The organism is Cupriavidus sp. 05N40, from assembly GCF_056397305.1.
Window position 1 is genome coordinate 1 of the sequence record NZ_JBFTND010000104.1, and the last position, 24,808, is coordinate 24,808.

At 67.5% G+C, this 24,808-nt stretch carries 20 protein-coding genes and 2 pseudogenes; 18 read left to right on the top strand and 4 right to left on the bottom strand.

Translation table 11 applies throughout. The features are described from left to right. Positions 1-276, top strand: a pseudogene (locus AC1DO7_RS23000) (tannase/feruloyl esterase family alpha/beta hydrolase); the annotation flags it as partial. A 33-nt stretch (positions 277-309) separates the two neighbouring features. Here AC1DO7_RS23000 and AC1DO7_RS23005 read toward each other — a convergent pair. Further along, positions 310-1,254, bottom strand: a complete 945-nt coding sequence (locus tag AC1DO7_RS23005) for a LysR family transcriptional regulator (protein ID WP_441613470.1) — start codon at positions 1,252-1,254, stop codon at positions 310-312. A gap of 152 nt (positions 1,255-1,406) precedes the next feature. Here AC1DO7_RS23005 and AC1DO7_RS23010 point away from each other — a divergent pair, with 152 nt between their 5' ends. After that, positions 1,407-2,543 (top strand): hypothetical protein, encoded by a 1,137-nt coding sequence (locus AC1DO7_RS23010; protein ID WP_477116608.1) that lies wholly within the window; start codon positions 1,407-1,409, stop codon positions 2,541-2,543. A gap of 197 nt (positions 2,544-2,740) precedes the next feature. Then, positions 2,741-3,709 carry a Bug family tripartite tricarboxylate transporter substrate binding protein gene (locus tag AC1DO7_RS23015; protein ID WP_477116611.1) on the top strand — a complete coding sequence of 323 codons (969 nt, stop codon included), beginning with the start codon at positions 2,741-2,743 and terminating at the stop codon, positions 3,707-3,709. A 65-nt stretch (positions 3,710-3,774) separates the two neighbouring features. On the opposite strand, the gene AC1DO7_RS23020 is transcribed toward AC1DO7_RS23015, so the two are convergent. The 3 genes and pseudogenes from AC1DO7_RS23020 to map all read right to left on the bottom strand — a co-directional run. Then, a complete protein-coding gene (locus AC1DO7_RS23020; RefSeq protein ID WP_441613472.1) occupies positions 3,775-5,598 on the bottom strand; it encodes a pseudouridine synthase in 1,824 nt (607 codons plus the stop codon). A 23-nt stretch (positions 5,599-5,621) separates the two neighbouring features. Further along, the gene (locus AC1DO7_RS23025; RefSeq protein ID WP_477116612.1) at positions 5,622-8,207 is read right to left on the bottom strand and encodes a [protein-PII] uridylyltransferase; all 2,586 of its coding nucleotides are present in this window, start codon (positions 8,205-8,207) and stop codon (positions 5,622-5,624) included. A 69-nt stretch (positions 8,208-8,276) separates the two neighbouring features. After that, positions 8,277-9,098, bottom strand: a pseudogene (gene map / locus AC1DO7_RS23030) (type I methionyl aminopeptidase); the annotation flags it as partial. Positions 9,099-9,525: 427 nt separating this feature from the next. Here map and rpsB point away from each other — a divergent pair. The 15 genes from rpsB to AC1DO7_RS23105 all read left to right on the top strand — a co-directional run. After that, complete coding sequence (rpsB, locus tag AC1DO7_RS23035) at positions 9,526-10,269, top strand: 30S ribosomal protein S2 (RefSeq protein WP_017228767.1); 744 nt, start codon at positions 9,526-9,528, stop codon at positions 10,267-10,269. Positions 10,270-10,525: 256 nt separating this feature from the next. Further along, complete coding sequence (gene tsf / locus AC1DO7_RS23040) at positions 10,526-11,404, top strand: translation elongation factor Ts (protein ID WP_441613473.1); 879 nt, start codon at positions 10,526-10,528, stop codon at positions 11,402-11,404. Positions 11,405-11,695: 291 nt separating this feature from the next. After that, positions 11,696-12,406 (top strand): UMP kinase, encoded by a 711-nt coding sequence (gene pyrH, locus AC1DO7_RS23045; RefSeq protein ID WP_477116609.1) that lies wholly within the window; start codon positions 11,696-11,698, stop codon positions 12,404-12,406. A 129-nt stretch (positions 12,407-12,535) separates the two neighbouring features. Next, positions 12,536-13,096 carry a ribosome recycling factor gene (gene frr / locus AC1DO7_RS23050; RefSeq protein WP_441613476.1) on the top strand — a complete coding sequence of 187 codons (561 nt, stop codon included), beginning with the start codon at positions 12,536-12,538 and terminating at the stop codon, positions 13,094-13,096. Positions 13,097-13,149: 53 nt separating this feature from the next. Then, positions 13,150-13,923 carry an isoprenyl transferase gene (locus tag AC1DO7_RS23055; RefSeq protein WP_441613477.1) on the top strand — a complete coding sequence of 258 codons (774 nt, stop codon included), beginning with the start codon at positions 13,150-13,152 and terminating at the stop codon, positions 13,921-13,923. 45 nt (positions 13,924-13,968) lie between these two features. After that, positions 13,969-14,790: a phosphatidate cytidylyltransferase gene (locus tag AC1DO7_RS23060; protein WP_441613478.1), complete on the top strand. Its 822-nt coding sequence runs from the start codon at positions 13,969-13,971 to the stop codon at positions 14,788-14,790. 11 nt (positions 14,791-14,801) lie between these two features. Further along, positions 14,802-15,980, top strand: coding sequence for a 1-deoxy-D-xylulose-5-phosphate reductoisomerase (ispC, locus tag AC1DO7_RS23065; RefSeq protein WP_441613479.1), 1,179 nt, complete (start codon positions 14,802-14,804; stop codon positions 15,978-15,980). Positions 15,981-16,137: 157 nt separating this feature from the next. After that, positions 16,138-17,529, top strand: coding sequence for an RIP metalloprotease RseP (rseP, locus tag AC1DO7_RS23070; protein ID WP_441613480.1), 1,392 nt, complete (start codon positions 16,138-16,140; stop codon positions 17,527-17,529). Between the two features lie 96 nt (positions 17,530-17,625). Then, positions 17,626-19,959, top strand: a complete 2,334-nt coding sequence (gene bamA / locus AC1DO7_RS23075) for an outer membrane protein assembly factor BamA (protein WP_441613481.1) — start codon at positions 17,626-17,628, stop codon at positions 19,957-19,959. A 49-nt stretch (positions 19,960-20,008) separates the two neighbouring features. After that, entirely contained in the window at positions 20,009-20,536 is a 528-nt protein-coding gene (locus AC1DO7_RS23080) for an OmpH/Skp family outer membrane protein (RefSeq protein WP_441643422.1), read from the top strand. 55 nt (positions 20,537-20,591) lie between these two features. Next, entirely contained in the window at positions 20,592-21,695 is a 1,104-nt protein-coding gene (gene lpxD / locus AC1DO7_RS23085; RefSeq protein WP_441613483.1) for a UDP-3-O-(3-hydroxymyristoyl)glucosamine N-acyltransferase, read from the top strand. Beyond that, positions 21,692-22,141 (top strand): 3-hydroxyacyl-ACP dehydratase FabZ, encoded by a 450-nt coding sequence (fabZ, locus tag AC1DO7_RS23090; protein WP_441613484.1) that lies wholly within the window; start codon positions 21,692-21,694, stop codon positions 22,139-22,141. Before lpxD ends, fabZ begins: the two co-directional genes overlap by 4 nt. A 144-nt stretch (positions 22,142-22,285) precedes the next feature. Further along, the gene (gene lpxA / locus AC1DO7_RS23095) at positions 22,286-23,089 is read left to right on the top strand and encodes an acyl-ACP--UDP-N-acetylglucosamine O-acyltransferase (protein ID WP_441613485.1); all 804 of its coding nucleotides are present in this window, start codon (positions 22,286-22,288) and stop codon (positions 23,087-23,089) included. A 14-nt stretch (positions 23,090-23,103) separates the two neighbouring features. Next, on the top strand, positions 23,104-24,321 hold the full coding sequence (gene lpxB / locus AC1DO7_RS23100; RefSeq protein ID WP_441613486.1) for a lipid-A-disaccharide synthase: 1,218 nt from the start codon (positions 23,104-23,106) through the stop codon (positions 24,319-24,321). Then, a partial coding sequence (locus tag AC1DO7_RS23105; protein ID WP_477116610.1) for a ribonuclease HII occupies positions 24,321-24,808 on the top strand: 488 nt, incomplete at its 3' end. The genes lpxB and AC1DO7_RS23105, both read left to right, overlap by 1 nt.

The following is a 24,808-nucleotide window of genomic DNA, read 5'->3' on the forward strand; positions in this document are numbered from 1 at the left end:
ATGCAGTTCTACGCGCCGCAGCCGGCCAGCCTGCCGCTGGCAGCGGGGGCCGCGGACGGCAGCTATCGCGTGAGCGTGAGCGACGGCACGCAGCTCAACGCCGACCTGGCGGGCCTTGCCATCACGCGCGGCAGCGCGAGCGGCGCGCTGGCTTACAACCAGCCGGTGCTGGGTGTGATCGGCGCGACGGGCGGGGTGAGCGGGGCGTACACCGCGAGCGGTGGCGTGCTGTCCGGCACGCGCAGCGGCAGCTTCGAGCTGGGCCTGTTGTATTGACCCATGTCCGGGCCGGGAATGGCTGCGGGTGCTTCAGCTGCCCGCGGCGGGCTTCGCGCGGCGCCGGTGGCGCGCCGCGATGCGGTGGGTCAGCGCGACGAGCGCGGCGCAGGCAGGATCGTCGTCGCTCGCGCGGTAGGCCAGCGTGAGCGGGGCGCGCAGGCGGTCGGCTTCGAGCATCGGACGGTAGGCCACGCCGTGCGGGTTGAGGCCGGCCATCGAGGCTGGCACCACGCTCACGCCCGCGCCCGCGGCCACCAGGTTGAGGTTGCTCAGCATGCGCTCGACTTCCGCGCCCACGTGGGGCGTGAAGCCGAGCTGCTCGCATACGTTGAGCAGGTCGCCGTACATGCCCGGCGCGCCGGGCCGCCGCACCAGGATGAAATCGTCGCCGGCCAGCGCGCGCAGGGAGATCGGTCCCTGCGCCGGGCCGCCGCGCTTGCGCAGCAGGGGATGGTCCAGCGGCAGCGCGATCACCATTTCCTCTTCCAGCAGCAGGTCGAAGCGCAGGCCGGCGGGGCGTTCCACCGGGGCGCGCAACAGCGCGACATCCAGGCAGCCGGTGGCGAGCTGCTCGGTGACCTCGGCGGCGTTGCTCTCGCTCAGCTTGAGCGCGATGCCGGGGTGCTGGCGGCGGCAGGCACGCAGGACCTCGGGCGTGAGCTTGTGGGCCGCGGCCGAACTGGTGAAGCCGACCGAGAGCGAGCCCTCCTCGCCGCGCGCCATGCGCTGCATGCGCTGGCGGGATTGTTCCAGGCGCGCGAAGATATCCAGCACGTCGGCGCGCAACGCGCGTCCGGCCGCGGTCAGCACCACGCCGCGCGGCTGGCGCTCGAACAGGATCACGCCAAGTTCGGCTTCCAGCGCCTTGAGTTGCTGCGAGAGCGGCGGCTGCTGGATGCCGAGTTGCTCGGCGGCACGCGTGATATGGCCGGTTTCGGCCACGGTGAGGAAATAGCGGAGGTGTCTCAGTTCCATGCGAGTCTTTGCGAGCGGGTGTCGAGGCATATTTATAAGATATGCCATTGTATGTTTGCATATATTTTACATCCGGCCCGCGGTGGCCTAGCATGATCGGCCATGGCCGTCGAAAACAGGCGCAGGGGCGCCACGGCATCAGGAGACAAGACATGAAGACATTGCGGCGCGCGCTGTGCGCGTTGAGCGTGCTGGCGGCGGCAGCCCAGTTCGGCTGCGCGGCGCCCGGCCAGGGCAGTGCGGCGGTAGCCGCCCCTTCCGCCGCGCCGGCGGCGGGCAAGACCGCCGCCGTGCACTGGCAGCGCGTACGGCTGGGCGCCGGCGCGCAAGCCTACGATTTCCCGGTCTACGCCAGCCATCCGCTCGACGGCGACCTGCGCGGCATCCGCGAGGTGATCTTCGTGCAGCACGGGCTGCAACGCAACGGCGACGACTACTTCGCGGCCGGCGCGGATCTGCTCAGGCAGACCGGGCGCAACCCAGACGAGGTGCTGCTGCTTGCGCCCAATTTCCCCGGGACGCCGGACCAGGCCAAGGGCAAGGGTTTCGATGACATGCCGGTGTGGAGCGTGCAGGGCTGGATGGGTGGCGAGAATGCCGTCAACGCCCCGTTCTCGGTCAGTTCGCTGCAGGTCCTGGACGACCTCGTCGGCATGGTCACGGACAAGTCCCGCTTTCCCGGCGTGACGCGCGTGACCGTGGCGGGCCATTCCGGCGGCGCGCAACTGGTGCACCGCTATGCGGTGCTGAACAATGTCGACGAGCGCATCCGCGCCAGCGGCACCGACCTGCGCTACGTGGTGGCGAATCCTTCGTCCTATCTCTATTTCACGCCGGAGCGGCCGAGCGGCAAGGGCTTCGCGCTCTATGACACGTCCGTCTGCGCGGACTACGACAAGTACCGCTATGGCATGCTCGATATGGTTCCGTATGCGCGCGGCGCGACCGGCGATGCGCTGTTCCGCCGCTACCTGCAGCGGCAGGTGACCTATCTGGTCGGGTCTAACGACAACGACCCCAACCACYGCGTACTCGACAAGGCCTGCGGCGCCGAGGCCGAAGGGCCGACGCGGCTGGAGCGCGCRCGTGGCTACCTGCGCTACGAGAACTACCTGGGCGGCAGGCTTGGCAGCCAGCGGCCGCCGGTGCGGCACCAGGCCTTCGAGGTGGTGGGCGTGGGCCACGACCAGGCACGCATGCTCGGCTCGCAATGCGGGGCCAGGACGGCGTTCGGGCTGGCGGAATCGGCCAACGCGAATGGCGCGGCCTGCCGCGCGCCGCAGTTGTAGAGCACGGCGCGGCTGCCGCCCGGCCGCCGGGTTTGCCCGGGCGGGCAGGGCGGTGCGGCGGTGCTAGCATGACGCATCCCGCCGGCACCGGCATCTGATGCCGGCCGCACCTTTCTCCTGCCGTCATGCATGTCTCCAGGGGCCCGCGCCGCGGCACTGCGCCGTCGCCAGCGCGCCCGTCTTCTCCCTCCTTGTCCGTGGCTTCCGCCGCGCGGCGCCGGCAGCTCGGCGCGCTGGCCGGCCTGTCGGCGCTGGCCGTGCTGGGCCTGTACCGGCATCCCGCGCACGCCGCCGAGCCGGCCTGCCGCCTGCTGGTGGGCTATGGCGCCGGCGGCGGTGCGGACCACGTGGCGCGGCTGGTGGCGGACAGTCTCAGCCTGGACGGCTGCCTCACGGTGGTGGAGAACCGTCCCGGCGCAGCCGGGCAGATTGCATTGCAGGAGGCGGCTCGCGCGCCCGCGGACCGCCCCACGCTGCTGCTGGGCACCGTAGGCTCGGTCAGCATCGCTCCCTTGCTGGCGCCGCAGGCGCTCGCCCCGGGCCTGGTGCCGCTGGCCATCGTCGCCAGCACGCCGCACGTGCTGCTGACCGCGACCGCCGACATGCGCCTGCCCGAGCTGCTGGACGAGGCGCGCAGGCACCCCGGCCAGCTCGGCTATGCCTCGCTCGGCATCGGGTCGAGCGCGCACCTGGTCGGCGAGCTGCTATGCYGGCAGGCGGACGTGCAGATGACGCATATTCCCTACCCGGGTAGCGCCCGCGCCATGACCGACCTGCAGGGCGGGCATGTCAGCGTGCTGGTCAGTACGCTGCAGGCGGCGCTGCCGCTGGTGCGCCAGGGCAGGCTGCGCGCGCTGGCCGTGACCGGCAGCCGGCGCAGCGCACTGGCGCCGCAGGTGGCGACGTTCGGCGAGTCCGGTATTGCCGGCATGGACCAGCAAGCCTGGTACGGCGTGCTTGCGCCGGCGAGCTGGGCGGCACCGAGGCGCGCGGCGCTGGCCGCGCGCCTCGGCCGCGTGATGGCGGCGCCGGCCTTGCGCCAGCGCTTGCAGGCGGATGGTGCCGAGCCAGTGGCGTTGACGGGCGCGGCCGCGCAGGATTACCTGAGGCGCCAGCGCGAGGTGTGGCAGCAAGCCGTGGCGCTGGTCGGCGCGCGGCTTGGCTGAAGAGCGTCTGCGGGGATGTGCCGGCGGCCAGGACGGCCGCCGGTATTCAGTTCAGGGCGCGGGGCTCAGAACTTTTCGAAGGGGCCGAGGAAGCGCCACTGGCCAACCGGCAGGTCGCCCAGCACGATGCGGCCCATGCGCACGCGCTTGAGGCCGACCACCTGGAGGCCGACCTGTTCGCACATGCGGCGGATCTGGCGTTTCTTGCCCTCGCGGAGCACGAAGCGCAACTGCTCCTCGTTCTGCCAGCTCACCTTGGCCGGCTTGAGCGCTTCGCCATCGAGCGACAGGCCGTGGCGCAGCTTCTCGATCAGTTCGGCGGGGAAGACGTTCGAGATATTGCGCTCGACCAGGCCTTCGGGCGACTCCCACTGCACGCGCACCAGGTATTCCTTCTCCACGGTCGAGTCCTCGCCGATCAGGTGGCGCGCGACGCGGCCGTCCTGCGTCAGCACCAGCAGGCCGGTGGAATCGATGTCGAGGCGGCCGGCGGGGGCGAGGCTCTTGCGCTGCCACGGCGCGAAGCGCTTGTGGGTGGGATCCTGCTCCCACTGGTTTTCCGGCGCGAACAGCACCGCGGCCGGCTCATAGCCGTCCTCGGCCTGGCCCGACACATAGCCCACCGGCTTGTGCAGCAGCACGGTCACGCGCTCGCCTTGCTCCGAGCGCGCGGCCTGGTGGATTTCGATATTGGCGTCCGGGCTGACGCGCGAGCCGAGTTCGGTCACGGGCTGGCCGTCGACCAGTACCCAGCCGCGCGGAATCCATTCGTCGGCTTCGCGGCGCGAGCACAGGCCCAGTTCGGACATGCGCTTGGACAGGCGCACCAGGCCGTCGGCGCCGCCTTCGGCGCGCGGTGCCTGCGCCGCGGGCGCGGGACGCTCGGCACGCGCCGGGCGCTCGGAGCGCTCCGCACGTTCGGGCCGGCTGCCGCGGTTATCGCGCTGGCCACCATCGTACGGGCGGCGGGGGCGGTCCTGGCCTTCGCCGGGAGCGAAGCGGCGCGGACGGTCATCGCCTTCGCGCGGGCCGAAACGGCGCTGGCGATCGTCGCCTTCGCCACTGACGCGGCGGGGACGGTCCTGGCCTTCGCCGGGAGCGAAGCGGCGCGGACGGTCATCACCTTCGCGCGGGCCGAAACGGCGCTGGCGATCGTCGCCTTCGCCACTGACGCGGCGGGGACGATCCTGGCCTTCGCCAGGAGCAAAMCGACGCGGACGGTCCTGGCCTTCGCCGGGRGTGAARCGGCGCTGGCGATCATCGCCTTCGCCACCGAAGCGGCGRGGSCGRTCCTGGCCTTCGCCAGGAGCAAAACGACGCGGACGGTCCTGGCCTTCGCCGGGGGTGAAACGGCGCTGGCGGTCATCGCCTTCRCCGCCGAAGCGGCGGGGACGATCCTGGCCTTCGCCAGGAGCAAACCGACGCGGACGGTCCTGGCCTTCGCCGGGGGTGAARCGGCGCTGGCGGTCATCGCCTTCRCCGCCGAAGCGGCGGGGACGATCCTGGCCTTCGCCAGGAGCAAACCGGCGCGGACGATCCTGGCCTTCGCCGGGAGCAGAACGACGCGGACGGTCCTGGCCTTCGCCGGGGGCGAAACGGCGCGGACGATCGTCGCCTTGGCCGCCGAAACGGCGCGGATGGTCCTGGCCGTCTCCCGTGCGCGGGCCGCGCGGCGGGCGTTGCGCGCCGTCTTCGGGTTTCTTGCGCGGGCGGTCGCTGCCGCCCGCGCGTTCCTGTGCCTGCTTGATGCCGTCGACCACGGCCCGCACGCGCTGGCGGTTCAGGTCGGACACCCGCACCGGCCGGGTAGCGGCGGGCTTGCGGGTATTGCCAGCGGGTGTGGCCTTGATGCCCAGCGTCTTGCGCTTGGGCGAAGTGTCATCGGTCATATCTTCAATGCGGGGCGTCCGGCCTAGATGGCCAGCGCCGCCAGCAGGTCCTGTTCAAGCTGTAACTGCAATTTGTTGTCCGAGGCGAGGCGGCTGCCGTCGACCAGGAAAACGTCTTCAACGCGCTCGCCGAGCGTGTTGATGCGGGCGGTATGCACCGAGATGCGGTGCTTGGCCAGTACGCGCGAGATGGCGTACAGCAGGCCGGTGCGGTCATTGGCCGAGAGCGACAGCAGGTAGTACTGGCCGCGCTCGTCGGGGCGCAGGTCCACGCGCGGCTTGATCGGAAAGCTGCGCGACTGGCGCGACAGCCTGCCTTGCGAGGGTTCCGGCAGCGGGGCATGCGCCTGCAGGCGCTCGGCCAGTTCGTGCTCGACCAGCGCGATGATGTCGCGGTAGTTGCCGCTGGCCGCGCCGCCGATGCCGGGATCGGTGACCTGGAAGGTGTCGAGCGCGTAGCCGTGCCGGGTGGTGTGGATCTTGGCTTCCTGGATGGAGAAGCTCTTGCGTTCGAAGTAGCCGCAGATGCGCGTGAACACGTCCGGCTGGTCCTTGACGTAGACCGCCACCTGCATGCCTTCGCCGGCGGGCGATACGCGCGCCTTGACCACCGGGCCGTCGCTGCTGACCTTGTTGTAGAGGTGGCGCGTGAGCCAGGCGATGTCGCGTGCGTCGTGGCGCAGGAAGAAGGCCACGTCGAGCTGGGCCCACAGCGGCTTGCCGAGTTCGGGGTCGAAGGCCTTCAGGCGCAACTGCGCGATGGTGTCTTCCTTGCGCTGCGACCACAGCGAGTGCGGGTCGACGCGGGCGCCGCCGAGCACGCGCAGCGTGATGCGGTAGAGGTCTTCGAGCAGCTTGCCCTTCCACGCATTCCATACCTTGGGGCTGGTGCCGCGGATGTCGGCCACCGTCAGCAGGTACAGCGCGGTCAGGTAGCGTTCRTTGCCSACCACGCGGGCGAAGGCATGGATCACGTCGGCATCGGTCAGGTCCTGCTTCTGCGCCACATGGCTCATGGTCAGGTGGTGCTCGACCAGCCAGGCGATCAGGTCGGTGTCCTCGCGGCCGATGCCGTGCTGCTTGCAGAAGCGGCGCGCATCGCTGGTGCCGAGCTTGGAGTGGTCGCCGCCGCGGCCCTTGGCGATGTCGTGGAACAGCGCCGCCACCCACAGCACCCAGGGGCGGTCGAAGGTGGCGATAAGCTGGCTGCAGAACGGGAATTCGTGCGTGTGCTCGACGATGGCGAAGCGGCGCATATTGCGCACCACCATCAGGATGTGCTGGTCCACGGTGTAGACGTGGAACAGGTCGTGCTGCATCTGSCCGACGATGCGGCGGAAATTGATCAGGTAGCGACCCAGCACGCTGGTCTGGTTCATCAGGCGCAGCGCGTGGGTGATGCCTTGCGGCTCCTGCACGATGGCCAGGAACAGGCGGCGGTTCTCGGGGTCGTTGCGCCAGCGCGCATCCATCACCGTGCGCGCGTTGTACAGGCCGCGCAGGGTGCGCGRCGACAGGCCCTTGACCCCTGGCGTGCGCTCGTACACCAGGAAGGTTTCCAGGATGGCGTGCGGCTCGCGCTCGTAGAGATCGTCGCTGGTGATTTCCAGCATGCCCTGGCGTTCGACGAAGCGCTCGTTGATGACGCGCGTCACCTTGGATTCGCTGGGGAACAGCATGGCCTCGATATTGAGCAGCAGCACGATATTGAGCTGGGTGACGGCCTTGGCCGCCCAGTAGTACCGCCGCATCAGCTGCTCGCTGGCGCGCTTGTTGTTGTTCTGGCGGTAGCCGAACGCTTCGGCCAGCGCGGTCTGCAGGTCGAACACCAGCACGTCCTGGCGGCGTCCGGCCACCAGGTGCAGGCGCGCCCGGATGGTCTTGAGCAGGCGCTCGTTGCGCTGCAGCTCCTGCGCTTCGCGCTCGCTCAGCAGGCCGCGCTCGAACAGTTCCTTCCAGCTGTCGCCCAGGCCCGCGGCCTTGGTCATCCACAGGATCACCTGCAGGTCGCGCAGGCCGCCGGGGCTCTCCTTGCTGTTGGGTTCGAGCGCGTAGGGGGTGTCCTGGTACTTGGCGTGCCGCTGGCGTATTTCCAGCAGCTTGGCCTGGAAGAAGGCGCGCGGGTCCAGGTCGGCCTGGTAGCGCGTCTGCAACTCGGTGAACAGCTTGCGGCTGCCGGTCAGCAGGCGCGCTTCGAGCAGGGAGGTCTGGATGGTGACGTCCTGGCGCGACTCGCGGATGCAGTCATCCGCCGTGCGCACGGCAGAGCCGATCTCCAGGCCCAGGTCCCAGCACAGCCCGATGAACTTTTCCAGGCGGCAGGTGGTGTCCGCGTCCGGCTCGGACGGCAGCAACAGCAGCACGTCCACATCCGAGTGCGGGAACAGTTCGCCGCGCCCGTAGCCGCCCACCGCCACCAGCGCGCACTGCGCCGGCAGGCCCAGGCCGCGCCATGCCTCGACCAGCGCGGTGTCCACCGCGCGCCGCAGGCGCGTGAGCAGGTGGCCGACGTGGCCGTGCGTGTTGAATTCGTCGAACACGGCCTGCTTGTCGGCCTTCAACTGATCGCGAACACGGGTGGCGAGGATGAGTTCCGGCGTGGCGTCCATGGGTTGGGCTTGGGACATCGAAGGGACGGCTGAAAAAAGAAGGGCGCCAACTTTGGCGCCCAGTTAGCGTCAGGCTGCGACAGAATCGGTGACGAAGGCGGGCGGCGCCGGCGTGCCCGCCGAGACGGTGAGCACGTCGTAGCCGGTCTCGGTCACCAGGATGGTGTGCTCCCACTGGGCCGACAGGCTGCGGTCGCGCGTCTTGACGGTCCAGTGGTCGGGCATGGTGCGGATGTCGCGCTTGCCGGCGTTGACCATCGGCTCGATGGTGAAGATCATGCCGGCCTGGATTTCCATGCCGGTGCCGGGGCGGCCGTAGTGCAGGATCTGCGGGTCTTCGTGGAAATTCTTGCCGATGCCGTGGCCGCAGTATTCGCGCACCACGGTGTAGCCGGCGCCTTCCGCGTGGACCTGGATCACATGGCCGATGTCGCCGAGGCGGGCACCCGGGCGCACCTGCATGATGCCCTTCCACATGCATTCGAAGGTGACCTGGGCCAGGCGCTTGGCCAGGATCGAGCCCTCGCCGGCGATGAACATGCGGCTGGTGTCGCCGTAGTAGCCTTCCTTGGTGATGACGGTGATGTCCAGGTTGACCGCGTCGCCGGACTTGAGCACGCGATCGCCCGGGATGCCGTGGCAGATCACGTCGTTGACCGAGGTGCAGATGGCGCCGGGGAAGGGCGGATAGCCGGGCGGCGCGTAGTTCAGCGGCGCGGGCACCGTGCCCTGGACGTCGCGCATGTAGGCATGGCACAGCCGGTCGAGTTCGCCGGTGGTCACGCCGGGCTTGACGAAGGGCGTGATGTAATCGAGGACTTCGGAGGCCAGCCGGCACGCTACCCGCATCTGGGCGATATCGTCGGCGTTCTTGATATGGATGCTCATGCTGCTCGCAAATGTGGCGGCGAAGCCACTGGCTGCGCCTCAATTCGGGTCTGAAAGGTGAGATTATCGCACCATCGCGCCCCCACCGCAGCCAAAATGGGCTGCGCGGGCCCCTGGCGGCGATTGTCCGCCCGCGCCGGCAGCAGGGTGCGGCGAGCATCGCTTGCCGGGCCCGGCGGCGCGCCTTCCTGTCATCGCAATGCCGGGCCCCTTGAGCGAAGTGGGTTTTTGTTGCTACAATCTTGGGCTGGCTTTCTTTCGAATGTCCCTGGCACGGCGCTTTCTGCGACCTGTGTCCTCGGCGCCGCTTCGTAAAGCCTGAAGTAGCTAGAAGTAGCCAGAAATTTGAAATCGCGAGTCCGTCCATCCGGGGTGTTCCTTTTGAGGAATGTCGGGGCGGATTTCAGACCTAACCCTTTTGGAGAATTACATGTCCGTTACCATGCGCGAAATGCTGGAAGCCGGTTGCCACTTTGGCCACCAGACCCGCTTCTGGAACCCCAAGATGGCTCCGTTCATCTTCGGTCATCGCAACAAGATTCACATCATCAACCTCGAAAAGACGTTGCCGATGTTCCAGGACGCGCTGAAGTACGTGCGTCAGCTGGCAGCAAACCGCGGCACCGTGCTGTTCGTGGGCACCAAGCGCCAATCGCGCGAAATCCTGGCTGAAGAAGCAGGCCGTGCCGGCATGCCCTACGTCGACGCCCGCTGGCTCGGCGGCATGCTGACCAACTTCAAGACCGTCAAGATCTCGATCAAGCGCCTCAAGGACATGGAAGCCGCCAAGGAAGCCGGCGCGCTGGAAACCATGAGCAAGAAGGAAGCGCTGATGTTCGAGCGCGAAATGGACAAGCTGCAGAAGTCCATCGGCGGCATCAAGGACATGGGCGGCGTGCCTGACGCGATCTTCGTGGTGGACGTCGGCTACCACAAGATCGCCGTGACCGAAGCCAACAAGCTGGGCGTGCCCGTGATCGGCGTGGTCGATACCAACCACTCGCCCGAAGGCATCGACTACGTGATCCCCGGCAACGACGACTCGAGCAAGGCCGTGGCCCTGTACGTGCGCGGCGTGGCTGACGCGATCCTGGAAGGCCGCGCCAACGCGGTGCAGGACGTGGTGGAAGCCGCTCGCGGCGGCGACGATTTCGTCGAAGTCGAAGAAGCCTGAGGCTTGTTGCCGAAAGGATCCCCGCACGCGCACCCAAGCAGCTGACCATCGACGCTAGCCGACCGGCCCGGAGCCGGTGTTGCGCGCAGCCGGGGCTTTCCGGCAGACAAGGGGGCGGATGTTACGCCCCCTTTTTTTGAATTGTTGTCATCCGCCACGGGCATGATCTGTCGCGGGTGAAGTTGAGCATACCTCCGGCCCGGGCCCGCCAGACCCACGCGGGGCAGGCCGGTGCGAACCAACCAAGGAGTGACAAATGGCGGCAATTACCGCAAGCATGGTGGCAGAGCTGCGCGCGAAGACCGACGCGCCGATGATGGAATGCAAGAAGGCCCTGACCGAGGCCGACGGCGACCTGGAAAAGGCTGAAGAGCTGCTGCGCGTCAAGCTCGGCAACAAGGCCAGCAAGGCCGCTTCGCGCGTGACCGCCGAAGGCGTGGTCGTGTCCTTCATCGACGGCACCACCGGCGCACTGGTCGAACTGAACTGCGAAACCGACTTCGTGTCGAAGAACGATGACTTCCTCGCCTTCTCGGCCAAGGTCGCCGAGCTGGTCGCCAAGCAGAACCCGGCCGACGTGGCCGCCCTGTCGGCGCTGGAAATCGACGGCGTGACCGTGGAAGCCACCCGTACCGCGCTGATCGGCAAGATCGGCGAGAACCTGGCGATCCGCCGCTTCAAGCGCTACGCCGACGGCGGCAAGCTGGCAGCCTACCTGCACGGCACCCGCATCGGCGTGATGGTCGAGTTCGACGGCGACGAAGTGGCCGCCAAGGACGTGGCCATGCACGTGGCCGCGATGAAGCCGGTGTCGCTGTCGTCGGCCGACGTGCCGGCGGAGCTGATCGCCAAGGAGCGCAGCATCGCCGAGCAGAAGGCTGCCGAATCGGGCAAGCCGGCCGAGATCGTCGCCAAGATGGTGGACGGTTCGGTGCAGAAGTACCTGAAGGAAGTGTCGCTGCTGAACCAGACCTTCGTGAAGAACGACAAGCAGACCGTCGAGCAGATGCTCAAGGCTGCCAACACCGCGGTCAAGGGTTTCACCCTGTACGTGGTCGGCGAAGGCATCGAGAAGAAGCAGGACGATTTCGCCGCCGAAGTGGCCGCCCAGGTGGCAGCCGCCCAGAAGGCCTGAAGTCCTGGCGGCCAGTCCCGCGCCCGGTAGGGCGCAAACAGGCCGCCGTATAATGCCGAGGGGCACCGCGAGGTGCCCCTCGGCACAAATGGTGTCCGTGCCGCGCTTTGCCGCGCCGCGCGGCCGTCATAGCCCGTTTCCGCAGTCGTCTGCCTGCGCGCCCGCCGCGCCAGCCAGGCCACCCCGAAAACCGGCTTTCCTGGCGGCGGCGCCGTTTCGTGCCGCTGCTTTCAAGCTCGCAATCAAATACGCGGCTCAAAAGAACGAGCCGCTCCATCTCCGGGAATCAATATGCCTGCCTATAAGCGCGTCCTACTGAAATTGTCCGGCGAAGCCCTGATGGGCGACGATGCCTTCGGCATCAACCGTTCCACCATCGAGGGCATGGTCAACGACATTGCCGAGATCGTGAAGCTCGGCGTACAGGTCGCGGTGGTGATCGGCGGCGGCAACATCTTCCGCGGCGTGGCCGGCGGTGCCGCGGGCATGGACCGCGCCACGGCCGACTACATGGGCATGCTGGCCACGATGATGAACGCGCTGGCCCTGCAGGACGCCATGCGCCATGCCAATATCGAAGGCCGCGTGCAGTCCGCGCTGCGCATGGACCAGGTGGTCGAGCCCTATATCCGCCCGCGCGCCATCCGCCAGCTCGAAGAGGGCAAGGTGGTGATCTTCGCCGCCGGCACCGGCAACCCGTTCTTTACCACGGACACCGCCGCGGCCCTGCGCGGCGCGGAAATCGGTGCCGAGATCGTGCTCAAGGCGACCAAGGTGGACGGTGTCTATACCGCCGACCCCAAGAAGGACCCGAGCGCCACGCGCTACACCACGATTTCGTTCGACGAGGCCATCTCGCGCAACCTGCAGGTGATGGACGCCACCGCGTTCGCCCTGTGCCGCGACCAGAAGCTGCCGATCAAGGTKTTCTCGATCGTCAAGCCGGGCGCGCTCARGCRCGTSATCATGGGCGARGACGAAGGCACGCTGGTGCACGTATAAGCGCATCGCCCGGCGCCGTGGGCCGGACGCCACCCGGCAGGGTGGCGCGGGTCGCGGCAAAGAGTAGAATGATTCATTTTCGACCCCGGTATCCGGGGTCATGGTTACCCGTTTCTCCCGGAGGTAAAAATGAGCGTCGCCGACACCAAGAAGAGCGTCGAGCAGAAGATGCAGAAGACCATTGATGCGTTCAAGGCCGATCTGGCCAAGATTCGCACTGGTCGCGCCCATACTGGTCTGCTCGATCACGTACAGGTCGATTACTACGGCTCGCCGGTGCCGATCAGCCAGGTGGCCAACGTCGGCCTGGCAGATTCCCGCACCATCAGCGTGCAGCCGTGGGAAAAGAAGATGGTAGGCGCGATCGAGAAAGCGATCCGCGATGCCGACCTCGGCCTGAATCCGTCCACCATGGGCGAGACCATCCGCGTGCCGATGCCCATGCTGACCGAAGAGCGCCGCAAGGAGCTGACCAAGGTCGTCAAGGGCGAGGCCGAAGGCGCCAAGGTCGCCGTGCGCAATCTGCGTCGCGATGCCAACGAGCAGTTCAAGAAGCTGGTCAAGGACAAGGCCATCTCCGAGGACGACGAGCGCCGCGGGCAGGACGAAGTCCAGAAGCTGACCGACAAGTTCGTCGCCGAGATCGAACGGATGGTCGCCGAGAAGGACAAGGAGATCATGACGGTGTGAGGCACGGGGTGGCGGCTTGCCAGCTGTCGCCCTGTCCGGTACCGTTTCTCATCATGCATCACATCAGTTCCACGCTCGGCGTCCCCGATTCCACCTATGTGCCCCGCCACGTTGCCATCATCATGGATGGCAACGGCCGCTGGGCGACCCAGCGGCACCTGCCGCGCGTTGCCGGCCACAGCCGTGGCCTGGATGCAGTCCGRGCGGTGGTCGAGGCGTGCGCGGCGCGGGGCGTGCAGTACCTGACCCTGTTCGCCTTCAGTTCGGAGAACTGGCGCCGTCCGGCCGACGAGGTCTCGTTCCTGATGCGGCTGTTCATGACCGCCCTGCGCCGCGAGGTGATCAAGATGCACGCCAACAATATCCGCGTGCGCGTGGTTGGCGACCTGGCCCGCTTCAGCCCGCGCATCCAGCAACTGATCACCGATGCCGAGGCGCGCACCGCCGGCAACTCCGGCCTGACCGTGACCATCGCCGCCAACTATGGCGGGCGCTGGGACCTGCTGCAGGCCATGCGCAAGATGCTGCAACGCTCTCCGATGCTCGATCCGGATTCGGTCGACGAATCCGTGCTGGCGCCGCACCTGGCCATGTCGTACGCGCCGGAGCCGGACCTGTTCATCCGCACTGGCGGCGAGCAGCGCATCAGCAATTTCCTGCTGTGGCAGCTGGCGTACTCGGAGCTCTATTTCACCGACGTTTTCTGGCCGGATTTCGACTCCGCGGAACTGGACAAGGCCTTTGCCTCGTACCGGCAGCGCGAACGCCGCTTCGGCCGCACCAGCGCGCAGGTAGTGGCGCCGTCCGGGCTTTCGGGCACCGCCTGAAGCTGTTTCCAGCTGTTTTCCATTACTCCGGGATCCTCCCAGCGCATGCTCCTTACCCGTGTCATCACCGCCGTATGCCTGTTGCTGCTGATCCTGCCGATCCTGTTCCTGGCGCCGCCGTCGGCGCTGGCCGGCCTGGTGGCGGTGATCGTGCTGCTGGCGGGCTGGGAGTTCGGGCGCCTGGTCGGGCTGCGCGGATTCTGGCCTTACGCCTATGCCGTGGCCTGCCTGCTGGCGCTGATTGCCTGGCATGAGGCGCCCGGGCGCGATGCGCTGACCCTGTTGCTGCAGATCGGCGTGGCCTGCTGGGGCGTGGCGCTGGTGCTGCTGGCGCGCGGCGTGCGCCGCGCCACCCCGGGCTTCACGGCGCTGGGCGTCGTGCTCGGACTGTTCATGCTGCCAGCCTTCGGCCAGGCCACCCTGGTCCTGCGCGAGCTGGGCATCGGCGTGCTGTTGTCGGTGGCGGTGCTGGTCTGGGCGGCCGATATCGGCGCCTATTTCGTCGGCAAGGCCATCGGGCGGCGCAAGCTTGCGCCCGCCATCAGCCCGGGCAAGTCCTGGGAGGGTGCGCTCGGCGGCTGGGTGCTGGCGCTGGCGATTTCGCTCGCGCTGGCCGCCACACACGCATTTTCGCCGACCTGGTACTCGCGCCTGGCCGACCACGGCGGCGTGGTGATCGTGGCGCTGCTGGCCACGCTGCTGGTGATCGCCAGCGTGGTGGGCGACCTGTTCGAGTCGCTGCTCAAGCGCCAGGTCGGCATGAAGGACAGCAGCCGGCTGCTGCCTGGCCATGGCGGCGTGCTCGATCGCATCGACGCGCTGCTGCCCGTTTTCCCGTTGGCCGCTTTGCTGGCCACCTATCTTTGAGTTGATCTGATATGCGTCGTATTACCGTCCTGGGTGCCACCGGCTCGATCGGGGACAGCACGCTTGATGTGATCAAGCGCCACCCCGAGCGCTACGTCGTGCACGCGCTGACGGCGCATCGGCAAGTGGACAAGATGGCAGCCCTGTGCCGCGAGTTCCGCCCGGCGCATGCCGTGATGGGCTCCGCCGAGGCCGCCGCCGGACTGCAGGCACTGCTGCGCGCCGATGGCGTCAAGACCGAGGTCGGCTACGGCGAGGCCGCGCTGGAAGCGGTTGCCACCGATGCGGCCGTGGACGCGGTAATGGCCGCCATTGTCGGCGCGGCAGGCCTGCGTCCCTCGCTGGCCGCGGCGCGCGCCGGCAAGCGCGTGCTGCTGGCCAACAAGGAAGCGCTGGTCATGTCCGGGCGCATCTTCATGGATGCCGTGCGCGAAAATGGCGCCACGCTGCTGCCCATCGACAGCGAGCACAACGCCATCTTCCAGTGCCTTCCGGCCGATGACCCGCGCTACCGCGCGGGCGTGGCCAAGGTGGTGCTGACGGCTTCGGGCGGCCCGTTCCGCACGCGCGACCCGGCCACGCTGCACGACATCTCGCCCGACGAGGCCTGCGCCCACCCGAACTGGGTGATGGGGCGCAAGATCTCGGTCGACTCCGCCACCATGATGAACAAGGGGCTCGAGGTCATCGAGGCGCACTGGCTGTTCGCCGCGCCGGCCGACCGCATCGAGGTGCTGATCCACCCGCAGAGCATCGTGCATTCGATGGTGTCGTACGCCGACGGCTCGGTGCTGGCCCAGCTTGGCAACCCCGACATGCGCACGCCGATCGCGTACGGCATGGCGTATCCCGAGCGCATTGATGCCGGCGTTTCGCCGCTGAACCTGGCCACTGCCGGCGCGCTTACCTTCGAAACCCCGGATCTCACGCGTTTCCCGTGCCTGGGCCTGGCGTTCGACGCGCTGCGCGCGGGCGGGCTGGCGCCGGCGACCCTGAATGCCGCGAACGAAGTCGCGGTCGAGGCATTCCTGCAGGGCAAGGTCCGCTTTACGGACATCGCGCGCATCGTGGCCGGCGTGCTCGAACGGACCGCGGGCGGCAGCGCCGACGCGCTGGAAGCCGTGCTGGGCGCGGACCAGGAGGCACGCCGCCGCGCGGCCGAGCTGCTGGAAAACCGGGGCGCATCCTGAGTTTGGCGGGGCTGTTGCCGGGATCGGCGACAATAGCGGCGAGCCGGCTGTTGCCGGCCGCTGCCGGCCGCCACCGGACAGCGGGATGCGGGGCCACGGGCCCGGCGTATCCTTTATGCCATCGGGGCGGCCAGCCCCTGACGACAAGCTGCCTGCCATGCAAACCGTAATCGCCTTTGTCGTTGCCCTGTGCATCTTGATCTATTTCCATGAAATGGGTCACTACCTTGCCGCGCGCCTGTGCGGCGTCAAGGTGCTGCGTTTCTCGATCGGCTTCGGCCGGCCGCTGCTGCGCTGGGTATCCAGGGGCCGCGACCGTACCGAGTGGACCATCGCCGCAATTCCGCTSGGCGGCTACGTCAAGATGCTCGACGAGCGCGAGCGCGATCCCGAGCGAGACCCCGCCATCGATCCCGCCGACTTGCCGCGCGCCTTCAACCGGCAGCCGGTAGGCAAGCGCTTTGCCATCGTGGCGGCCGGGCCGCTGGCCAACTTCGCGCTGGCGGTGGTGCTGTATTTCGTGCTGTTCGCGGGTGGCATGCGCGAGGCCGCGCCCGTCGTGGCCGCGCCGCCGGCCGGCACGGCGGCGGCCCAGGCAGGCCTGCGCGAGGGCGACCGCATCCTGTCGCTGCAGGCCAATGGCGAGACCGAGCGCGTGCGCTCCTGGAACGACCTGCGCATGGCGGTGTTCGCCCAGGGTTTTGGCGATGCCAGCGCGGTGCTGCGCGTGCGCGCGCCGGACGGCGCCGAGCGCGACGTCCGGCTGGCGCGCCTGCCCAATACCGGCGGCAATCCCGAGGAAGACCCGCTCGCCATCCTGGGCCTGGCGCTCAAGGGCGGCCCGGTCACGATCACCGAAGTCCTGCCGGATTCCGCCGCGCAGCGCGCCGGCTTGCGCAAGGACGACCGCGTGGTGGCATGGCAAGGCAAGCCGCTGACCCAGGCGGGCGAGCTGATCCGCGGGGTGCGGGCGCGACCCGGGGCCGAGGTCACGCTGGGTATCGAGCGGGGCGGCCAGCGCATCGACGTGCCGGTCAAGCTCGATGCCGTGCCGGCCCCGGACGGCGCCAGCGCCGGCGCCGCGGCCACCGGCAAGCTCGGCGCGGCGCTGAGCCAGGCGGTGGAAATGGAGACCGTGCGCTACCAGCCGGCCGAGGCAATGACCCGTTCGATCGGGCAGGTCTGGACCACCAGCGCGCTGTCGCTCAAGCTGCTCGGCAAGATGCTGGTGGGGCAGGCGTCGCTGCAGAACCTGAGCGGGCCGCTGACCGTGGCGGACTACGCCGGGCGTGCCGCCAACCTCGGCTGGCAGCCCTTTGTGGGCTTCCTGGCGCTGGTCAGCGTCAGCCTCGGTGTGTTGAATTTGTTACCTATTCCGGTATTGGATGGGGGGCATTTGCTGTATTATTGCGTTGAATTTTTGACTGGCAGGCCCGTACCAGACCACTGGCAGGCTGTGCTGCAGAAGGTCGGCATCGCCTGCGTCTTGCTCCTGACTTCGCTCGCCTTGTTCAACGACGTCAGCCGGCTGTTTCTTGCGCGCGGCTAGACGTAGGTTGCCGGCAGCGGCATGCGGGTGTCACCGACACCTCGCGCCGCACGCCGACAAGGCGCAGCCCCGTGAAGCATCGGAGCGCAATCCTGCATGGAATCAAAGAGGGGATCAAGATTGATCAGACATAAGCGCATCTCGCTGGGCTTGCTGGCGAGTGCCATCATCGCGGCCTGGACCCCAGTCAGTTGGGCCGCGGAGCCATTCGTAGTCAAGGATATCCGTGTCGAAGGCCTGCAGCGCGTGGAGCCCGGCACAGTATTCGGCTACCTGCCGGTCAAGGTCGGCGAGACCTTCAGCGACGACAAGGGCGCGGAAGCGATTCGCGCGCTCTACAATACCGGCTTCTTCAAGGATGTCCAGATCCGTTCCGAGGACGGCGTGCTGGTGGTCCAGGTCGAAGAGCGACCGGCCATCTCCCAGCTCGAGTTCGTCGGCATCAAGGAATTCGACAAGGACACCCTGCGCCGCTCCCTGCGCGCGGTCGGCGTGGCCGAAGCCCGCTATTACGACAAGGCGCTGATCGACAAGGCAGAGCAGGAGCTCAAGCGCCAGTACGTGGCGCGCGGCTACTACGCGGCCGACGTCCAGACCACGATCACCCCGGTTGACCGCAATCGCGTGTCGGTGGTGTTCAATGTGGACGAAGGCCCGGTGGCCAAGATCCGCCAGATCAATATCGTCGGCAACAAGGCATTCAAGGAAAGCACGCTGCGCGATGAAATGCAGCTGTCGACCCCGAACTGGCTGTCCTGGTACACCAAGAACGACCTCTATTCCAAGCAGAAGCTCACCGCCGACCTGGAAGCGCTGCGTTCGTACTACCTGAACCGCGGCTACCTCGAGTTCGCCATCGAGTCCACCCAGGTCTCGATCACGCCGGACAAGAAGGACATCTTCCTGACGCTGAACATCAAGGAAGGCGACCAGTACAAGGTGTCCGACGTGCGCCTGGCGGGCGAGCTGCTCGGCAAGCAGGCCGAGATGGAAAAGCTGCTCAAGCTGCAGAAGGGCGAGATCTTCTCGTCCGAGAAGCTGACCCAGAGCACCAAGGCCATCACCGACCTGCTGGGCACCTACGGCTACGCCTTCACCACCATCAACCCGCAACCGCAGATCGACAAGGAAAAGCGCGAAGTCGCGCTGACGCTGATGGTCGATCCGGGCCGCCGCGTATACGTGCGCCGCGTCAACGTGGTGGGCAACAGCAAGACCCGCGACGAAGTGGTGCGCCGCGAGATGCGCCAGATGGAAAGCTCGTGGTTCGACAGCGAGAAGCTGACGCAATCGCAGGCCCGTATCAACCGCACCGGCTATTTCACCGACACCAACATCACCACCGAGGACGTGGCCGGCGCGCCCGACCAGGTCGATGTGAACGTCAACGTGACCGAGAAGCCGACCGGCCAGATCAGCCTGGGCCTGGGCTTCTCCTCCACGGACAAGCTGGTGCTGCAGGCCGGCCTGCGCCAGGACAACGTGTTCGGCTCCGGTACCAGCCTGGGCCTGGACGTGAACACCGCCAAGTCCTTCCGCACGATCTCGCTGACGCAGTACGACCCGTACTTCACGGTGGACGGCATCAGCCGCTCGACCGACGTGTTCTACCGTACGTCCCGCCCGCTGTACTACACCGGCGACCAGGACTACAAGATCGTGTCGATGGGCGGTGGCTTCAAGTTCGGCGTGCCGTTCTCGGAAACCGACACCGTGTTCTTCGGCATCGGCTACGAGCGCTCGCAGGTGTACACCTCGGTCAATACGCCGAGCCAGTACACGGCATGGCTACAGAAGGTGGGCAAGAGCAGCGGCGACCCGATCAACAACTTCCCGTTCACGATCGGCTGGGCGCGCGACCGCCGCGACAGCGCGCTGGTGCCGACCAAGGGCCCCTACACCCAGGCCAACGTCGAAATCGGCGTGCCCGGCGGCGATACGCAGTACTATCGCGCCAGCGTCCAGCAGCAGTACTTCTACCCGCTGTCCAAGGCCTTCACGCTGGCCTTCAACGGYGAAGTGGCCTATGGCCACGGCTACGGCAACACGCCGTTCCCGGTGTTCAAGAACTTCTACGCCGGTGGTATCGGCTCGGTGCGCGGCTACCAGACCAGCACGCTGGGCAAGAAGGACCAGAACGGCAACCCGGTGGGCGGCGCGTCCAAGATGATCGGCAACGTGGAATTCATCTTCCCGCTGCCGGGCTCGGGCGTGGACCGCACGCTGCGCCTGTTTACCTTCTTCGACTTCGGTAACGTGTACGAGGAAGGCGCGCCGCTGCTGTTCAGCCAGCTGAAGTATTCGACTGGCGTGGGCATGTCCTGGCTGTCGCCGATCGGTCCGCTCAAGGTCAGCGTGGGCTTCCCGCTGAAGAAGGCCGAGGACGACAAGGTCCAGCGCTTCCAGTTCCAGATCGGTACTGCGTTCTGATAGCGGAAAGACAGGAAAGAGACAGGAAAGAGGATTGAGGATCCGATTCATGAAAACAACGTTCCCACTGATCAAGAGCCTGGCCGCCGTGGCGCTGACGGCCGGCGCGCTGCTGGCCGCCGTTCCGGCCATGGCGCAGGAAGCCCGCATCGCGGCCGTCAATTCCGAACGCATCCTGCGCGACTCGGTGCCCGCCAAGCAGGCCCAGGTCAAGCTGGAGCAGGAATTCTCCAAGCGCGACCGCGAACTGCAGGACATGGCCCAGAAGATCAAGGGCATCGCGGACAAGCTCGACAAGGACACCGCCGTGCTGGCCGACGCCGACCGCCAGCGCCGCCAGCGCGAAGTGGCCGACCTCGACCGCGAGTTCCAGCGCAAGCAGCGCGAGTTCCGCGAGGACCTGAACCAGCGCCGCAATGAAGAACTGGCGCAGGTGCTCGAGCGCGCCAACCGCGTGATCCGCCAGCTCGCCGAGCAGCGCAAGTACGACCTGATCGTGCAGGAAGCCGTGTACGTCAATCCGCGCATCGACATTACCGACGATGTGATGAAGGCGCTGAACGCCGGCAGCAAGTAAGCCGGCTGACCGCTTCGTCATCCAAGTCGCTCCCGTCGTTCAAGGAAGTACTGCCATGCAAACACCCACACTGGGTCAGCTCGCCACCGAGACCGGCGCGCAGGTTGTGGGTGATCCCGACCTCGCCGTGCGCGGCCTCGCGCCGCTCGACCAGGCCGGTCCCGACCAGCTCTCGTTTCTCTCCAATCCCCTGTATCTGCCGCAGGCGCTGGCGTCGCACGCCGGCGCCGTGATCGTCTCGGCAGCCGATCTCGAGCGCATCCGCGCCGAAGGGCAGGCCGACGGCCGCAACTGGCTGGTGGCGCGCAATCCCTACGTGTGCTTTGCCCGCATCGCGCAGGGCTTCGAGCGCCGCGCCAACACGGACCACCGCACCGGCATCGATCCGCGCGCCAGCGTGGCGCCCGACGCCGTGGTGCCGCCGTCGTGCTTCATCGGTCCCAATGTGGTGATCGAGAGCGGCGCGCGCCTGGGCGAGCGGGTGCGCATCCTTGCCAACGGTTTTGTCGGCTCGGGCGCGGAGATTGGCGACGACACGCTGATCTATGCCAATGTCTCGGTCTATCACCATTGCGTGGTCGGAATGAGATGCATACTGCACAGCGGCGTGGTGCTGGGCGCCGACGGCTTTGGCTTCGCGCCCGATATCGGGCCGGCGGGGGTGGAGTACGTCAAGATTCCCCAGACCGGCCGTGCCGTGCTGGGCAACGACGTAGAGGTCGGCGCCAATACCGCGATCGACCGCGGCGCCATGGCCGACACCGTCATCGAGGACGGCTGCAAGCTCGACAACCAGGTGCAGATCGCCCATAACGTAAGGGTGGGCGCGCATACTGTGATCGCGGGCTGCGCGGCCATCGCCGGCAGCACCAAGGTGGGCCGTTTCTGCGTGATCGGCGGGTCGGCCAATTTTGCCGGCCACCTGAACATTGCCGATCGCACCACGGTATCGGGCGGCACTTCGATCACCAAATCCATAACCAAGCCAGGCGGCCATTTCACCAGCGTGTTTCCTTTCCTGCCGCACGGCGACTGGGAGCGCAACGCAGCCATCGTGCGGGGGCTCACCAAGCTGCGCGAGCGCGTGGTGCAGCTCGAGAAACGCCTGCGTGGCCAGGCCGGCAATCCTACACAGCAAAACGAAGAGAAATCATCATGACCGCAGCCGATATTGATATCCAGAAGATCCTCAAGCTGCTGCCGCACCGCTACCCGATCCTGCTGGTGGACCGCGTGCTCGAGCTCGAGCCGCAGAAGCGCATCAAGACGCTGAAGAACGTCTCGATCAACGAACCCTACTTCCAGGGCCATTTTCCCGGCCATCCCGTGATGCCGGGCGTGATGATCCTGGAAGCGCTGGCGCAGTCGGCCGGCCTGCTGACCTTCGGCGCCGAGATGGAGCGCAAGGAAGGCTCGCTGTACTACTTCGTCGGCATCGACGGCGCGCGCTTCAAGCAGGTGGTCACGCCGGGCGACCAGCTGCACATGACCGTTTCGGTCGAGCGCTATATCCGCGGCATCTGGAAGTTCAAGGCGTTCGCCACGGTGGACGACAAGGTGGCTTGCGAAGCTGAGCTGATGTGTACCGTCAAGCAGGCCGAATGACGCCGGGCCGCTGAAGCGGCCTGCGCCACGCTCGCGCCGGCATTGCCCGGCGGACGTGCGCACCGCTCGCGGCCGGGGCATCGCAGCATCGGCACTTTGTATTGACCGTACCTTCTCTTCTCCTCAGACCATAGGACAGGACGCATGACGCAAATCCATCCCAGCGCACTGGTCGACCCCAAGGCCGAACTCGCCGCCGACGTGACCGTCGGGCCGTTCTCGATCATTGGTCCCGACGTGCGTCTCGGCAGCGGCACCCAGGTGGGCGCGCATACCACCGTCGAAGGCCATACCACCGTGGGCGCGGACAACCGCATCGGGCCCTACGCTTCGGTCGGCGGCATGCCGCAGGACATGAAGTACCGCAACGAGCCGACGCGCCTGGTGATTGGCGACCGCAACACCATCCGCGAATTCACCACCATCCATACCGGCACGGTGCAGGACCAGGGCGTGACCAGCATCGGCGACGACAACTGGATCATGGCCTATGTGCATATCGCGCATGACTGCCAGGTGGGCAACCATACGGTGTTCTCCAGCAACGCGCAGATCGCCGGCCACGTGCAGGTGGGCGACTGGGCCATCCTCGGCGGCATGAGCGGGGTGCACCAGTTCGTGCGCATCGGTGCCCATGCCATGCTGGGCGGCGCCTCGGCGCTGGTGCAGGACCTGCCGCCGTTCGTGATCGCCGCCGGCGACAAGGGCGGCAACAAGGCCACGCCCCACGGCATCAACGTCGAAGGCATGCGCCGTCGTGGCTTCGATGCCGCGCAGATCGCGGCGCTGCGCCAGGCCTACAAGGTGCTCTACAAGTCCGACCTGAGCTTCGAGGCCGCGCGCATCGAGATCGCGCAACTGATCGCCCAGGCCGACGGCAGCGCGAGCGTGCCGTTGCAGGGCTTCCTGGACTTCATTGCCGCCACTCAGCGCGGCATTGTGCGCTGAACCCGGTCAACGCCATGGTCGACGGTGTCCTACCGGCCACGGATGCTGCCCCGGACGTAGCGGGCACGGCGCACGAGAACAAGCGCGGCACGGTTGCCATGGTCGCCGGCGAGAATTCCGGTGACCTGCTTGCCTCGCTGCTGATGGGCGGGCTCAAGGCGCGCCTCGGCGAGACCGTGCGCTACGCCGGCATCGGCGGCTCGCGCATGATGGCCCAGGGGTTCGAATCGCAATGGCCGATGGAAACGCTGTCGGTCAATGGCTATGTGGAGGTGCTGGGCTCGCTGCGCGAGATCCTGGCCACGCGCCGCGCGATCCGCGACTCGCTGCTGGCGCGGCCGCCGCTGTGCTTTATCGGCGTGGATGCGCCGGATTTCAATTTCGGGCTGGAAGTGCCGCTGCGCCGTGCCGGCATCCCGGTGGTGCACTTTGTCAGCCCGTCGATCTGGGCCTGGCGCGGCGGGCGCATCCGCACCATCGCGCGCGCCGTGGACCATATCCTGTGCCTGTTCCCGTTCGAGCCTGAGATCTATGCCAGGGCCGGCATTCCCGCCACCTACGTGGGACATCCGCTGGCCGACGTGATCCCGATGGTGCCCGATACCGAAGGCGCGCGCGCGCGGCTGGGCCTGCCCGCCGCAAGCCGCGTGGTGGCGGTGCTGCCGGGCAGCCGGCAGTCCGAGGTGCGCAACCTCGGGCCGACGTTCTTCGGCGCCATGGCGCGCATGCACGACATGGACGGCAACCTGGCCTTCGTGCTGCCGGCCGCCAGCGCGTCGCTGCGCGAGATCGTCGAAGAGCTGCACCGGCAATTCCCGCAGATCCCGCTCACCATCGTCGATGGCCAGTCGCATCTCGCCATGGAAGCCGCCGACGTGATCCTGCTGGCGAGCGGCACCGCCACGCTGGAAGCGGCGCTGTACAAGAAGCCGATGGTGATCTCGTACAAGGTGCCCTGGCTGACAGCGCAGATCATGAAGCGCCAGGGCTACCTGCCGTACGTGGGGCTGCCCAATATCCTGTCGGGCCGTTTTGTCGTGCCCGAGCTGCTGCAGGACGACGCCACGCCCGAGGCGCTGGCGCGCGAGACCCTGCTGCAGCTCAACGACGAAGGCAATACCGCGTTCCTGCGCGAACATTTCACCCAGATGCACCAGACCCTCAAGCGCAATACCGCCGAGATCGCCTCGGCCGTGGTGGCGGACCTGATCCGCCAACGGAGGGGCGTGTAATGGCGCGCCGACAGTCCGCCCGGGCCATGCAGGCCGATGCCGCCCAGCTTGGTTTCGACCTGACCCCGGCCGCCGCGCAGGCCCGCCGCCTGTGCGGCGTCGACGAGGCGGGCAGGGGGCCGCTGGCCGGGCCGGTCTATGCCGCCGCGGTCATCCTCGATCCCGCCCGGCCCATCGACGGCCTGGCCGACTCCAAGGTGCTGACGGCGCGCCGCCGCGAGGAACTGTTCGAGCAGATCCGCGAACGCGCGCTGGGCTGGCATATCGCCTTTGCGTCGGTGGAGGAAATCGACACCATCAACATCCTGCACGCCACCATGCTGGCCATGCAGCGCGCGGTGCATGGCCTGGCCGACGGCGGCCTCGAGCCGGACCTGGTGCAGGTGGACGGCAACCGCTGCCCGCAGGTGCGCTTCGCGGTGGAGGCCATCGTCAAGGGCGATGCCAAGGTGCAGGCGATCTCGGCGGCGTCGATCCTCGCCAAGGT

Excerpts from the sequence above, each read along its gene's own strand:
- AC1DO7_RS23005 (WP_441613470.1), bottom strand. The coding sequence starts at position 1,254 with ATGGAACTGAGACACCTCCGCTATTTCCTCACCGTGGCCGAAACCGGC.
- rpsB (WP_017228767.1), top strand. The coding sequence starts at position 9,526 with ATGTCCGTTACCATGCGCGAAATGCTGGAAGCCGGTTGCCACTTTGGC.
- tsf (WP_441613473.1), top strand. The coding sequence starts at position 10,526 with ATGGCGGCAATTACCGCAAGCATGGTGGCAGAGCTGCGCGCGAAGACC.
- frr (WP_441613476.1), top strand. The coding sequence starts at position 12,536 with ATGAGCGTCGCCGACACCAAGAAGAGCGTCGAGCAGAAGATGCAGAAG.
- AC1DO7_RS23060 (WP_441613478.1), top strand. The coding sequence starts at position 13,969 with ATGCTCCTTACCCGTGTCATCACCGCCGTATGCCTGTTGCTGCTGATC.
- ispC (WP_441613479.1), top strand. The coding sequence starts at position 14,802 with ATGCGTCGTATTACCGTCCTGGGTGCCACCGGCTCGATCGGGGACAGC.
- AC1DO7_RS23080 (WP_441643422.1), top strand. The coding sequence starts at position 20,009 with ATGAAAACAACGTTCCCACTGATCAAGAGCCTGGCCGCCGTGGCGCTG.
- lpxD (WP_441613483.1), top strand. The coding sequence starts at position 20,592 with ATGCAAACACCCACACTGGGTCAGCTCGCCACCGAGACCGGCGCGCAG.
- fabZ (WP_441613484.1), top strand. The coding sequence starts at position 21,692 with ATGACCGCAGCCGATATTGATATCCAGAAGATCCTCAAGCTGCTGCCG.
- lpxA (WP_441613485.1), top strand. The coding sequence starts at position 22,286 with ATGACGCAAATCCATCCCAGCGCACTGGTCGACCCCAAGGCCGAACTC.
- lpxB (WP_441613486.1), top strand. The coding sequence starts at position 23,104 with ATGGTCGACGGTGTCCTACCGGCCACGGATGCTGCCCCGGACGTAGCG.